Annotated in this window: 12 protein-coding genes; 4 read left to right on the forward strand and 8 right to left on the reverse strand. The window is 71.2% G+C overall.

Translation table 11 applies throughout. The features are described from left to right. Positions 1-35: 35 nt before the first annotated feature. The 5 genes from ACFYY6_RS03710 to ACFYY6_RS03730 form a co-directional block, all read right to left on the reverse strand. Positions 36-836, reverse strand: a complete 801-nt coding sequence (locus ACFYY6_RS03710; RefSeq protein ID WP_351524682.1) for an ABC transporter permease — start codon at positions 834-836, stop codon at positions 36-38. Further along, entirely contained in the window at positions 836-1,765 is a 930-nt protein-coding gene (locus tag ACFYY6_RS03715; protein WP_351524683.1) for an ABC transporter permease, read from the reverse strand. The genes ACFYY6_RS03710 and ACFYY6_RS03715 overlap by 1 nt, the downstream gene beginning before the upstream one ends. Then, on the reverse strand, positions 1,762-2,919 hold the full coding sequence (locus ACFYY6_RS03720) for an ABC transporter ATP-binding protein (RefSeq protein ID WP_351524684.1): 1,158 nt from the start codon (positions 2,917-2,919) through the stop codon (positions 1,762-1,764). The genes ACFYY6_RS03715 and ACFYY6_RS03720 overlap by 4 nt, the downstream gene beginning before the upstream one ends. A 218-nt stretch (positions 2,920-3,137) precedes the next feature. Further along, positions 3,138-4,388 carry a spermidine/putrescine ABC transporter substrate-binding protein gene (locus ACFYY6_RS03725; protein ID WP_351524685.1) on the reverse strand — a complete coding sequence of 417 codons (1,251 nt, stop codon included), beginning with the start codon at positions 4,386-4,388 and terminating at the stop codon, positions 3,138-3,140. A gap of 42 nt (positions 4,389-4,430) precedes the next feature. Beyond that, positions 4,431-5,945 (reverse strand): gamma-aminobutyraldehyde dehydrogenase, encoded by a 1,515-nt coding sequence (locus ACFYY6_RS03730; protein ID WP_386608665.1) that lies wholly within the window; start codon positions 5,943-5,945, stop codon positions 4,431-4,433. Between the two features lie 211 nt (positions 5,946-6,156). On the opposite strand from ACFYY6_RS03730, the gene ACFYY6_RS03735 reads away from it, so the two are divergent. Next, positions 6,157-6,696 (forward strand): NADAR family protein, encoded by a 540-nt coding sequence (locus tag ACFYY6_RS03735; RefSeq protein WP_386608676.1) that lies wholly within the window; start codon positions 6,157-6,159, stop codon positions 6,694-6,696. Positions 6,697-6,862: 166 nt separating this feature from the next. Here the strand turns inward: ACFYY6_RS03735 and ACFYY6_RS03740 are convergent, their stop codons facing one another. Beyond that, complete coding sequence (locus ACFYY6_RS03740; RefSeq protein ID WP_351516856.1) at positions 6,863-7,636, reverse strand: DUF4190 domain-containing protein; 774 nt, start codon at positions 7,634-7,636, stop codon at positions 6,863-6,865. Positions 7,637-7,770: 134 nt separating this feature from the next. Between ACFYY6_RS03740 and ACFYY6_RS03745 the strand changes: the two genes are divergently transcribed. From ACFYY6_RS03745 to ACFYY6_RS03755, 3 genes are all read left to right on the forward strand, one after another. Continuing rightward, positions 7,771-8,805 (forward strand): adenosine deaminase, encoded by a 1,035-nt coding sequence (locus ACFYY6_RS03745; protein ID WP_389191534.1) that lies wholly within the window; start codon positions 7,771-7,773, stop codon positions 8,803-8,805. Between the two features lie 236 nt (positions 8,806-9,041). Then, positions 9,042-9,776 (forward strand): glycerophosphodiester phosphodiesterase, encoded by a 735-nt coding sequence (locus tag ACFYY6_RS03750; RefSeq protein WP_351516853.1) that lies wholly within the window; start codon positions 9,042-9,044, stop codon positions 9,774-9,776. Between the two features lie 81 nt (positions 9,777-9,857). Continuing rightward, complete coding sequence (locus tag ACFYY6_RS03755; protein WP_351629566.1) at positions 9,858-10,655, forward strand: SAM-dependent methyltransferase; 798 nt, start codon at positions 9,858-9,860, stop codon at positions 10,653-10,655. Positions 10,656-10,795: 140 nt separating this feature from the next. Here ACFYY6_RS03755 and bla read toward each other — a convergent pair whose 3' ends face one another. Both bla and ACFYY6_RS03765 read right to left on the reverse strand, forming a co-directional pair. Further along, the gene (gene bla / locus ACFYY6_RS03760) at positions 10,796-11,731 is read right to left on the reverse strand and encodes a class A beta-lactamase (protein WP_389191537.1); all 936 of its coding nucleotides are present in this window, start codon (positions 11,729-11,731) and stop codon (positions 10,796-10,798) included. Between the two features lie 276 nt (positions 11,732-12,007). Continuing rightward, the gene (locus tag ACFYY6_RS03765) at positions 12,008-13,171 is read right to left on the reverse strand and encodes a spermidine/putrescine ABC transporter substrate-binding protein (RefSeq protein WP_351516865.1); all 1,164 of its coding nucleotides are present in this window, start codon (positions 13,169-13,171) and stop codon (positions 12,008-12,010) included. Between the last annotated feature and the right edge of the window lie 178 nt (positions 13,172-13,349).

Consider the following 13,349-nt stretch of genomic DNA (forward strand, 5'->3'; position numbering starts at 1 on the left):
TCCGTAGCGCGCCCGCGTTCGCCGTCCGTCGGACGTCAGCGGGCGCTGTTCCTCCGCCGGTTCGCGATGAGCTGGCCGGCGACGACCACCAGGACGGCGATGACGAACATGGCCGTTCCGATGACGTTGATCTGCACGGGCGTACCGCGTTGCGCCGATCCCCACACGAACATGGGGAAGGTCACGGTCGAGCCCGCGTTGAAATTGGTGATGATGAAATCGTCGAAGGAGAGCGCGAAGGCGAGCAGCGCTCCCGCCGCGATCCCGGGGGCGGCGATCGGCAGCGTCACCCGCAGGAAGGTCTGCACGGGCCCCGCGTACAGGTCGCGGGCCGCCTCCTCCAGCCGCGGGTCCATCGACATCACGCGCGCCTTCACCGCCGTCACCACGAAGCTCAGGCAGAACATGATGTGCGCGATGAGGATCGTCCAGAACCCGAGCCGCGCCCCCATGTTGAGGAAGAGCGTGAGCAGCGAGGCGGCCATGACGACCTCGGGCATCGCCATCGGCAGGAAGATCAGCGAGTTGATCGCGCCGCGCGCCCGGAAGCGGTAGCGGACCAGCGCGAAGGCGATCATCGTGCCGAGGACGGTCGCGCCCAGCGTCGCCCAGGCGGCGATCTGGAGGGACAGCGACAGCGAGCCGCACATGTCGGCCACTCCGCACGGGTCCTTCCAGGCGTCCGTGGAGAAGTGCTGCCAGGCGTAGTTGAAGCGCCCCTTCGGCTTGTTGAACGAGAACACCATCACGACGACGTTCGGAAGGATCATGTAGGCGAGGGTCAGCAGACCCGCGATGACGACGAGGTTCCGTCGTATCCAGCGCAGTACGGACATCAGACCAGGTCCTCCGTCCCGGAGCGGCGGATGTAGACGGTGACCATGATCAGGACGACCGCCATGAGGATGAAGGAGAGCGCGGCCGCCGTCGGGTAGTCGAGCACGCGCAGGAACTGGGTCTGAATGACGCTGCCGACCATCTTGGTGTCGGTGGAGCCCAGCAGCTCGGCGTTGACGTAGTCGCCGCTGGCCGGGATGAAGGTCAGCAGCGTTCCGGAGACGACCCCCGGCATCGAGAGCGGGAAGGTCACCTTGCGGAAGGTGGTGGCGGGGGTGGCGTACAGGTCGCCGGCCGCCTCGTGCAGCCTGCCGTCGATCCGCTCCAGCGAGGTGTAGAGCGGCAGGATCATGAACGGCAGGAAGTTGTACGTGAGACCGCAGACCACGGCCATCGGCGTGGCCAGCACCCGGTTGGACTCGGTCCAGCCGAGCCAGCCGGTGACGTCCAGGACGTGCAGGGTGTTCAGTACGTCGACGACCGCGCCGCCGTCCGCGAGGATCGTCTTCCAGGCCAGCGTGCGGATCAGGAAGCTGGTGAAGAACGGCGCGATGACCAGCACGAGGACGACGTTGCGCCACCGTCCGGCCTTGAACGCGATGAGGTACGCGAGCGGGTAGCCGAGCAGCAGGCACAGGAGCGTGGCGGTGCCCGCGTAGAGCAGGGACCGGACGAACTGCGGGTAGTAGTCCTTGAGCGCGTCCCAGTACGTCTGGAAGTGCCAGGTGACCTCGAAGCCCTTCTCCAGGGACCCGGTCTGCACGGACGTCGACGCCTGGTAGACGAGCGGCAGCGCGAAGAAGACGACGAGCCACAGGATGCCGGGGAGCAGCAGCCAGTACGGGACGAGTCGTCTGCGGGCGGAGGCCCTGCGGACCTCCGGTTCGGTGACGGGCGCGGCGGGCGGCGCCTCCTCGGTGACGGTCACGCCGCGTCCTCCACCGTCTCCACGCCCGCCGCGATGTCCTGATCGGCGTCCAGTCCGAAGGTATGCGCCGGGTTCCAGTGCAGGACGACCTCGGCGCCGGCCGCGAGTCCGGCGCGCCGCTCGACGTTCTGCTCGTACACCTGGAGCGCCTTGCCGGCCGGGCTCTCCACCACGTACTGGGTGGAGACGCCGATGAAGCTGGAGTCGACGATCCGGCCGGTGACCCGGTTGCGGCCGTCGGCCGTGGCACCCGCGTCGTCGGCCGGGACGACCGAGATCTTCTCCGGGCGCACGCCGAGCAGCAGCCTGCCGCCGCTCACGAGCGGGGCCGTACATCGCTCCCGGGGCAGTCGCAGCTTGCCGCCGCCGGCCGTCACGACGACCTCGCCGCCCTCCGTGCCCGCGTCGACGATCTCGGCCTCGATGAGGTTGGAGGTACCGAGGAAGTTGGCGACGAACGTCGTCCTCGGGTTCTCGTACAGGTCGGCGGGGGCGCCGAGTTGCTCGACCCGGCCGGCGTTCATCACCGCGACGGTGTCGGCCATGGTCATGGCCTCCTCCTGGTCGTGGGTGACGTGGATGAAGGTGATGCCGACCTCGGTCTGGATGCGCTTGAGCTCCAGCTGCATCTGGCGGCGCAGCTTGAGGTCGAGGGCGCCGAGCGGCTCGTCGAGGAGCAGCACCTGCGGGTGGTTGATCAGGGCGCGGGCGACGGCCACGCGCTGCTGCTGGCCGCCGGAGAGCTGGTGGGGCTTGCGCTTGGCGAAATCGCCGAGCTGGACGAGGTCCAGCATGTCGGCGACCTGCTTCTTCACCGACTTGATGCCGCGCCGGCGCAGGCCGAAGGCGATGTTCTCGGCGATGTCGAGGTGCGGGAAGAGCGCGTAGCTCTGGAAGACCGTGTTGACGGGCCGCTTGTACGGGGGCAGGTCGGTGATGTCCCGGTCGCCGAGCCGGATCGTGCCGGTGGTCGCCTCCTCCAGGCCCGCGATCATGCGCAGGGTGGTGGTCTTGCCGCAGCCGGACGCGCCGAGGAGCGCGAAGAAGGAGCCCTGCGGGACGGTCAGATCGAGCGGTTTGACGGCATTGAAGGAGCCGTACGTCTTGCTGATCCCGGTGAGGCGGACGTCGCCGCCGGTCTGCTGCTGTGTCATGGGTCGCGGTCCCAGTGTGTGTCGGGTCCCAGTGGTATCAGGGGAGGTCGGACGGGAAGGGCGGGGCGGTCGGGCGGCGGGAGAGCCGGTGGGCGTGGCCGGGTACCGACGCGGGCGGCCGGAGGGCCGGGGAAGCGGTCGGGCTCCGGCTGAGAAGGCCGGGCGCCGACGGGTACGTTCGCGTACCGGCGGAAGCGCTCGGGCTCCGGCGGAAGCGGTCAGGCTCCGATGAGCTTGGCGAACTTCTCCTCGTACGCCGTCTCCTCCTCGGCGCTGAGCGAGCGGAAGGCGTGCGACCTGGCCGCCATCTCCTCGTCGGGGAGGATCAGGACGTTGTCGGCCATCGCCTTGTCGATCTTCGCCAGCTCGTCGCGGACCCCGTCCACCGGGCAGACGAAGTTGATGTACGCGGCGAGCCGGGCGGCGGTCTTCGGCTCGTAGTAGTGGTCGATGAGCTTCTCGGCGTTGGTCTTGTGCCGGGCGTTCACCGGGACGAGCAGGTTGTCGCTGGATATGACGTAACCGGCGGCCGGGATGGCGTACTTGATGTCCGGATTGCCCGCCTGGAGCTGGATGATGTCCCCCGCCCAGGCGACGCAGGCGGCGATGTCGCCCTTGTCGAGGTCGGCCGTGTAGTCGTTGCCGGTGAAGCGCCGGATCTGCCTCCGGTCGACGGCCTTCTGGATCCGGCCGATCGCGGCGTCGTAGTCGGCGTCCGTGAACGATCCGGGGTCCTTGCCCATGTCGAGCAGGGTCAGGCCGACGGAGTCGCGCATCTCCGAGAGGAAGCTGACCCGCCCCTTCAGCTTCGGGTCGTCGAGCAGCTGGGTGACGGAATCGACCTTGCGGCCCCCGGTCGCCTTCGCGTTGTACGCGATGACGGCGGGGATGCCCGCCCACGGGTAGGAGTGGGCGCGGCCGGGGTCCCAGTCCGGCGAGCGGAACTGGGCGGAGAGGTTCGCGTAGGCGTGCGGCAGGTTCGACGCGTCGAGCCGCTGCGCCCAGCCGAGCCGGACGACGCGGGCGGCCAGCCAGTCGGTGAGGCAGATGATGTCGCGCCCGGTGTCCTGGCCGGCCGCCAGCTGGGGCTTGATCTTCCCGAAGAACTCGACGTTGTCGTTGATGTCCTCGGTGTACTTGACCCGGATCCCGGTGCGTTTCGTGAACGCCTCCAGGGTGGGCCGGTGCTTGCCGTCCTCGGTGACGTCCATGTACTCGGTCCAGTTGGAGAAGTAGACCTCCTTCTCCTCGGCCGAGTGGTCGTCGGACGCCGCGGCGGCGTCCCCGTCCCGCTTCGCGGGCGGGATGCCGCACGCGCTCAGCGTGCCCAGTCCGCCGATCGTGAGCGCCCCCAGACCGGAGGCGCGGAGCAGCGACCGGCGGGTCAGGGCGCCCCGGCCGCCGGTCATGCTCCGCCGCATCGCGGCCAGTTGGGCCGCGGAGAGGCGCTCGGGCTGGTAATGCTCCATGCGCGTTGCCCTTTCGGATGGGTGGGGCCGGGGCCGGCCGGGCTATCGGTCCCCGAAGATCGTGCGGTGCCAGTCCTTGCGGGCGACCGCGGTGTTGTCGTACATGACGTGCTTGACCTGCGTGTACTCCTCGAAGGAGTACGACGACATGTCCTTGCCGAAGCCGCTGGCCTTGTATCCGCCGTGCGGCATCTCGCTGATGATCGGGATGTGGTCGTTGACCCAGACGCAGCCCGCCTTGATCTCGCGGGTGGCGCGGTTCGCCCGGTACAGGTCGCGGCTCCAGGCGGAGGCGGCGAGTCCGTACGGGGTGTCGTTGGCGAGGCGGATGCCTTCGTCGTCGGTGTCGAAGGGCAGCACGACCAGGACCGGGCCGAAGATCTCCGACTGGACGACCTCGCTGTCCTGGGCGGCGTCGGTGATCAGGGTCGGCCGGTAGTAGGCGCCGTCCGCGAGTTCACCGCCGGGGGCCTCGCCGCCGGTGACGACGGTGGCGTACGCGCGGGCCCGGTCGACGAACCCGGCGACCCGGTCCCGCTGGGTGTGGCTGATCAGCGGGCCGAGGTCCGTGGACGGGTCGAACGGGTCGCCGAGCCGGACGGTCTCCATCAGCTCCGCGACGCGGCGCACGAAGGCGTCGTACAGCGGGCGCTGGACGTAGGCGCGGGTGGCGGCGGTGCAGTCCTGGCCGGTGTTGATGAGCGCCCCGGCGACCGCTCCGTTGGCCGCGGCCTCCAGGTCGGCGTCGTCGAAGACCACGAAGGGGGCCTTGCCGCCGAGTTCGAGGTGCAGGCGCTTGACGGTGGTGGTGGCGATCTCCGCGACCCGCTTGCCCACGGCGGTGGACCCCGTGAAGGAGGTCATGACGACGTCCGGGTGGCCGACGAGGTACTCGCCCGCTTCCTTGCCCACGCCGGTGACGATGTTGATCACGCCGTCCGGAATGCCTGCGGCGGTGGCCGCCTGCGCGAACATCAGCGAGGTCAGCGGGGTGATCTCGGCGGGCTTGAGCACGATGGTGTTGCCCGCGGCGATCGCCGGGAGGATCTTCCACGCGGCCATCTGGAGCGGGTAGTTCCAGGGCGCGATGGAGCCGACGACGCCGATCGCCTCGCGGCGTACGTACGAGGTGTGGTCGCCGTCGTACTCGGCCGCCGACCTGCCCTCCAGATGGCGGGCGGCGCCCGCGAAGAAGGAGGTGTTGTCGACGGTGCCGGGCACGTCGAACTCGGTGGACAGCTTGATCGGCTTGCCGCACTGGAGGGATTCGACGTATGCGAAGTCCCCGGCCTGTTCGGCGAGCACGGCGGCGAAGCGGTGCATCGCCTCGGCCCGTTCGGCGGGCGTCGCGCCCGACCAGCCGGGGAACGCCTCGCGGGCGGCCGCGACGGCCGCGTCGACATCGGCGGTGCCCGCCAGTTCGTAGGTGTACACCGTCTCGCCCGTCGCCGGGTTCACCACGTCGTGGTGGCGCCCCGACGTGCCGGGCCGCAGCTTTCCGCCGATGTACTGTGCGCCGTCCGCGAACCGGTCCCGCACCTGGATGCTGTTGCCCATGACGCTCTCCTCCGCCGCGTGCGCACGAGGCGCGCGGCGTCGTTCCTGCTGGAATTGATTGCCGATCCTGGCAGAGGCACCCACCCCCAACAAGTGATTCCGTTGTTGCCTTTTGGTTACGCAACGGAATTCTTCGACCATGTGTCGCGTAGACGCGGAATTACGGGACGGAGTGTCAGTGGCGGATGCCAGACTCACGTGCATGGGACACATGGACGACCTCCTGGCACGGACCCGGCGCGGCGAGAAGGTGAAGTACCTGCGCTTCTGGGGGCACCGCCCACTGCCCGACGGACGCGTCGGCGCGAGCTGTCTGAGCCAGTGGTGGCCGTCGCCGTTCGAGGTCGACGGTGTGCGGTACGCGACGGCGGAGCACTGGATGATGGCCCGCAAGGCGCGGCTGTTCGGTGACGCGGAGGCCGAGGAGCGGGCCGTGGCGGCCAAGGGCCCGGCGCAGGCGAAGAAGGTGGGCCGGCTGGTCCGCGGCTTCGACGAGGCGATATGGGAGCGCGAGCGGTACGCCCTGGTGGTGGCGGGCAACGTCCACAAGTTCGGGCACGATCCGCGGCTGCGGGAGTTCCTGCTCGGCACCGGGGAGCGGGTGCTCGTCGAGGCGAGCCCCGTGGACCGGATCTGGGGCATCGGGCTGGCGGCGGACGATGCGCGCGCCCAGGACCCCTCGGCATGGCGGGGGCTGAATCTGCTGGGGTTCGCGCTGATGGACGCGCGGACGGCGCTGCGCGCGGGCTGAGCCGTCCCGCGCGCCGACCGGAGCGCGGGGACAGGAGCCGACCGGACCACGGGGACAGGAGAGGCGGGCACGGACGGCCGGACGGGCCGGCGTACGACCCGTCCGGCCAGGGTGCGCCCGTACGGTTCGCGGTGCGTTCCGTACGGCTGAAGCGCGCCCGTCCCGGCTATCGTGCGACGTCGACGACCAGGGACGTGGCGTAGGGGTCCTCGTAGGTGGACTCGTCCTCGAATTCCTCGGGATGGGCCACGACCACCCAGATCATGAAGGTGAGGAACGCCGCGCCGAGAACCAGGCCGACGGACCCCATGATGATCCCGGCGAGCGCCTGGCCGCTGTTGTTGGCCTCGCCCCGCCCCGCCCGCTTGCGGCCCAGGATGCCGAAGATCAGGGCGAGCACGCCCAGGACGATGCCCGGTATCCCCCACATGCAGAGCAGGCAGAGGGACAGGATGCCCAGCACCATGGCCGCCGTGCCCATGCCGTTGGCCGGTGGCGGGGTGCCCCAGGCCGCCTGCGGATATCCGGTGTACCCCGGGTACCCGTACTGCGGTGCGGGCGCGGCGGGGTAGCCGTACTGCCCCGCCGCGGGCGGGATCTGCTGCCCCGGCCCGTTCGGCGCGATCGGCGGGGGCGGTACCGCCCCGAACGCCGCGCCGCCCGGCACGGACCCGAACGCCGCGCCGCCCGGCACGGACCCGGGCGGGGAGGCCGGGCCGGGGGCCGGTGCGGCCGGTGCGAGCCCGTCCTCCGCCCCCGGCATCGAGGTGACCGTCGGCTGGTCGTGGACGGCCGACGGCCGGGGCTCCCCGGCCGGCTTGTCCAACGGCACCTTCCGCGGATCACCGGTCGGCTCGTCCAGCGGGACGCTTCTGTCCGGCGGAGCCCATGGATCGCGCGGCGCCGCCCCGTCCGCGGGCTGCTGTGTGTTGTCTGACATGGGCCTCCCCCATCGTGGTCCCGTCATGCTACGACCCGTCCCCCTGCCCGGGGACCGGGCCTACGATGATGCCCGTCCCCCGCCCGGCCGCCCGCGCCCGGCAGTCTCGACGTCCCACGCCACCGGAGAGTCCGATGACCGATCTGCGCCCCTTCATCGCGGGGCTGCCCAAGGCGGAACTGCATGTCCACCATGTCGGTTCCGCCTCGCCCCGCATCGTCGCCGAGCTGGCGGCGCTCCACCCCGACTCCAAGGTGCCCACCGACCCCGAGGCGCTGGCCGACTACTTCACCTTCACCGACTTCCGTCACTTCATCGAGGTCTATCTCTCCGTCGTGGACCTGATCCGCACCCCTGAGGACGTCCGGCTGCTGACGTTCGAGGTCGCCCGGGACATGGCCCGGCAGAACATCCGCTACGCGGAGCTGACGGTCACGCCGTTCAGCTCGACCCGGCGCGGCATCCCCGAGCGGGCGTTCATGGAGGCGATAGAGGACGCCCGCAAGGCCGCCGAGGCGGAACTCGGGGTGGTGCTGCGCTGGTGCTTCGACATCCCCGGCGAGGCCGGACTCGAAGCCGCCGAGGAGACCACCCGGCTCGCCGTGGACCTGCGCCCCGAAGGACTCGTCTCGTTCGGGCTCGGCGGCCCGGAGATCGGGGTGGAGCGCCCACAGTTCAAGCCCTTCTTCGACCGGGCGATCGCCGAGGGCCTGCACTCCGTTCCGCATGCCGGGGAGACCACCGGGCCGCAGACCGTCTGGGACGCGCTGACGCATCTGCGCGCCGAACGCATCGGCCACGGCACGCACTCCGTCCGCGACCCGGAACTGCTCGCCCATCTCGCCGAGCACCGCATCCCGATGGAGGTCTGCCCGACCTCGAACATCGCGACCCGCGCGGTGGCCGACATCGAGCAGCACCCGGTGAAGGAGATGGTGCGGGCGGGCGTCCTGGTCACCATCAACAGCGACGACCCGCCGATGTTCGGCACCGACCTCAACAACGAGTACGGGGTGGCCGCCCGGCTCCTCGGTCTGGACGAGCGCGGCCTCGCGGGCCTGGCGAAGAACGCCGTCGAGGCGTCGTACCTCGACCCGGCGGGCAAGCGTGCCCTGACGGCCGAGATCGACACCTACACGGCCGCCTGGCTGGAGCGGACCGCGCTCTGACGTGCCGGTGCCGGGGCGCCACCGTGACCGTACGGCAGCCGGCGCCCCGGCACCGCCCTCCGTACGACCGCCGACGCGCCCCGGCCGACACCACGGCAGGTCGGCGCGCCCACCGGCACCCCCGGCGGCCGGCGGACCCGATCGGCAGCGCCGTCGGCACGCCCGGCCGCACCACCGCCGTCTCCCCCGCTCGTCCCCGCTCGTCCCCGCTCGTCCCCGCTCGTCACAATGGCCGCATGGCAAGCACCGCCGACCCCGCTCCCGCCACCGCCCGTCGTGTCGCCGCCGTGGCCCATCGCGGCGACCCGTACCGTGCCCGCGAGAACACCCTCGCCTCGATCCGCTCCGCCCTCGAACGGGGAGCGGACGCGGTCGAGATCGACGTGCGGGTCACCCGCGACGGCGTGCCCGTCCTGCTGCACGACGCGACGCTGGACCGGCTCTGGGGCCACGACGTGCGGCTCGACCGGCTCACCCACGACCGGCTCACCGAACTGACCGGGGGCGGCGTGCCCACCCTGTACGAGGCGCTGCGTGCTTCCGCGGGGCACCGCGTCATGGTCGACCTGCCCGGTTCCACCGACGCCTCGGTGCGCCGGATCGTCGACGTGATCCGTGAGTGCGGCGCAGACGGGCGGGCGTACTACTGCGCGGGAGCCGTCGCGATGCTGCGGGTGCGGGCCGCCGACCCGTCGGCCGAGATCGCCCTGACCCGCACGAGGCTCGCGCCGCCGGGAGCCGCGCTGCTCGAAGCCGTGCGACCGCGCTGGCTGAACTACCGGTTCGGCCTGGTGGACCGGGATCTGACGGACCGTCTGCACCGGGACGGCCTGTTGGTCTCCGCCTGGACCGCCGACACCGGACTCACCATGCGCCGCCTCGTCCGCGCCGGGGTGGACTCCATCACCACGAACCGCATCGACGTCCTGCGCGGCGTGCTGGCCGGGCGCCGGTCGACCCGGTCCTCCTGATCGCCCTCCACGACCGGTCCGGCATCATGGACGCAACCGCATCCGCCGTGATGCCGGCCCCGGATCCAGAGGAGCAGCGCCGTGTCCGAACCGAGCACCCCCCTTTCCGACCGCATCCGTTCCGACATCGCCCACAACGCGCGGGTCTGGAACCACTGGCTCGGCGGGAAGGACAACTATTCCGTGGACCGGAAGGTCGGCGACCAGGTCACCGGCATGTACCCGAGCATCGGCGAAGTGGCCCGCGCCGACCGGGCCTTCCTGGGGCGGGCCGTCCGGTATCTGGCCGGTGAGGTGGGGATCACCCAGTTCCTGGACATCGGCACCGGGCTGCCGACCGCCGACAACACCCACGAGGTCGCCCAGCGCACCGCACCCGGTGCCCGCGTGGTGTACGTCGACAACGACCCGATCGTGCTCGCGCACGCCCGGGCGCTGCTCACCAGTTCCCCGGAGGGCGCGACCGAGTACGTCGACGCGGACGCGCACGACCCCGAGAAGATCCTGCGGGCCGTCGAACCGACGCTGGATCTGACGAAGCCGGTCGCGGTCATGCTGCTCGGCATCCTCAACTTCGTCATGGACACCGACGAGGCCCGGCGCATCGTGCGGACGCTGATGGACGCGATGCCGTCCGGCAGCTACCTGGTCCTCACCCACCCCACGACGGAACTGGGCGGCGAGGGCAACGAGGCGGCGATGCGCTTCTGGAACGAGAACGCCACCCCGCCGATCACCGCCCGCAGCCGCGCCGAGTTCGCCTCGTTCCTGACCGGGCTCGACCTGGTGGAGCCGGGCATCGTCTCCTGCGCGCGCTGGCGTGCGGAGCCCGGCGCGGTGGAGGTCGCCCAGTTCGGCGCGGTGGCGCGCAAGCCGTAGTGGGTGCAGGGCGGTGCGGACGCGCCCCGGGGCCGAGGTCGCCTCCGGGGCGCCGACGACCGCCCGGCCGCGTCACCCCGGTCGGCGGGTTCCGGGGCGGCGGGTCTCAGAGGGTGGCGGGTCTCAGAGGGTGGCGGGTCTCAGAGGGTGGCCACCGCGTACGCGGCCGCCTCGGCGAGGAGGGCCTCGTCCGGTTCGGCGTCCTTGGCGGACTTGCTCGACATGACCGCGATGACGAGCGGGGCCGCCCGCTTCGGGGGCCATGCGATCGCGATGTCGTTGAGCGTCCCGTAGTCCCCGGTGCCCGTCTTGCCGGCCACGGTCCATCCCCGCGGGACACCGGCGCGGATGCGGTGGTCGCCGGTGACGCCACGGGTCAGGAGGTCACGGAGGAAGGCGCGTTTGCCGGACGGCAGGGCGTCCCCCAGGACGATCTCCCGGTAGTCTCCGCCCAGCGCCCGGGGGGAGCTGGTGTCGCGGGGGCCTCCGGGGACGGCCCCGGTGATCGCCGGTTCGGTCCGGTCCATCCTGGTGACCCTGTCGCCGAGTCCGCGCACGTACGCCGTCAGCCGGGCCGGTCCGCCGAGATCGCGCAGCAGCAGGTTCCCGGCCGTGCCGTCGCTGAAACGGACGGCGGCGTCGCACAACTGACGGATGGTCATTCCCGTCTCCACGTGACGGCTCGTCAAGGGTGCGTGCTTCATCAGGTCGGCCTCGGTGTACCTCACGACCGTGTCCAGGTGCGACGACGGGTTGTGCGCGAGGACCCCCGCCGCCGCCAGCCCCTTGAACGTGGAGCAGAACGCGAACCGTTCGTCGGCGCGGTGGACGACCGTGGAGCCGGTGCCGGTGTCGAGGGCGAACAGCCCGAGCCGCGCGTCGAACTTCCGCTCCAGCCCGGCGAGGCGCGGGTGGTCCCGGCGTTCCGCGACGGCGCTCGGGGACGCGGCGGGCCCGTCCGCCGCGGCGGAGGAAGAAGCCGCGGGGGTCCTCTCCTTCGCGCACCCGGCCGGCGGCACGAGCGCGAGCGCCCCCAGAAAGGCCCTGCGGCCGACGGGCGATCGCGGTGACTCCATCGTCTCCCCTTCATCAGCGACGCACCGGGAACCGCGCGTCCGAGGACGGTACCGCCGGACCGGTCACGCACGGCTGCGCTTCGGCCACGCCGTGATGCCGGCCTCGACCGATCGGCCCACTCATGGCCCGGGCATGCCGTCACGCGACCGTCGACGCATCCGGCCGGCCCATGCCTCGGACCGTCCGGACCGCCCACGTGCTGTCGTGCGCGAAGCAGGACGTGTGCATCCGGACCGGGAACGGGGACCGCAGTGTCACGGCCGACGCGCCACGGCTCAGAGCCCCACGACGGCGTTCCACCTCTTCGCGAACTCGGTGCGCTCCTCGGAGGTGATGTCGCGGGCGATGGCCAGCCGGCTGCGCATCGCGTCGTCGGGGAAGATCAGCGGGTCCTCGGCGAGCGCCGCGCTCTCCTCGTCCTTGGCGGAGGCCAGTACGTCACGGGCGGCGGGGACGGGGCAGACGTAGTTGACCCAGGCGGCCAGTTCGGCGGCGACCTCCGGGTCGTAGTAGTGGTCGACGAGCTTCTCGGCATTGCGCTTGTGGCGGGCGAGGTTGGGGATCATCAGCGACTCCGCCCACAGTTCGGCCCCCTCCTCGGGGACCACGAACTCGATCTCCGGGTTGTCCGCCTGGAGTTGGATGACGTCGCCCGAGTACGCCTGACAGGCGAGCACGTCGCCGGTGGAGAGGTCCTTGATGTAGTCGTTGCCGGTGAAGCGGCGGATGTGCCTCTTGCGCACGAGCTTCTCGACCTGGTCGCAGATCAGGTGGAAGTCGTCCGGCCGCCAGCGGGTGATGTCGACGCCGTTGCCCTGCATCAGGAGCGCGAACGACTCGTCGAGCCCGGACAGGAGCGTCACCCTGCCGCGCAGATCGTCCGCCCACAGGTCGCTCAGGTGCCTGATCTCGCGCCCGAGCCGCTTGCGGTTGTACGCGATGCCGGTGATCCCGGACTGCCAGGGGACGCTGTGCGTACGGCCCTGGTCGAAGGCCGGCGAACGCAGCTGCGGGTCGAGGTACTTGGCGACGTTCGGCTGCTTCGCCCGGTCCATCTCCTGCACCCAGCCGAGCCGTACGAACCGCGCGGCCATCCAGTCGCTGATGACGATCAGGTCGCGACCGGTCTCCTGATGGTTCATCAGAGCCGGGCTGATCTTGCCGAAGAACTCGTCGTTGTCGTTGATCTCCTCCGTGTACGTGACGGAGATCCCGGTGCGTTCGCGGAACGCGTCGAGGGTGGGCCGCTTCGAGGCGTCCTCGTCGTCGGTGTCGATGTAGAGCGGCCAGTTCGCGAATTGCAGGGCTCGGTCGCGGGCCGAGGTGTCGCGTCCGGCGCGGTCGCCGGGCTCCACGTAGGCGGCGGGTACTCCGCAGCCGGCCAGCGCGGCACCGGTCGCCGCGGCTCCGAAGGCGCGCAGCAGGGACCGGCGGGACATGGGGTTCTTCGGGGTTGCTCGCACCCGCGCAGGATGCCCGGCGGCGGCGCCGCGGGCAATGGACCAACCGTCCAGCGGCACACGCCCGGTCCGCACACCCTGTCCAGGCCGCCCGTCCGCCCGGGAGCCGGAGACGCACGAAGGCGCGGCACCGGGGGCCGGCGCGGGCCTCGATTCC

The sequence above is a fragment of the Streptomyces sp. NPDC001750 genome (assembly GCF_042892615.1).
Lineage (GTDB): Bacteria > Actinomycetota > Actinomycetes > Streptomycetales > Streptomycetaceae > Streptomyces.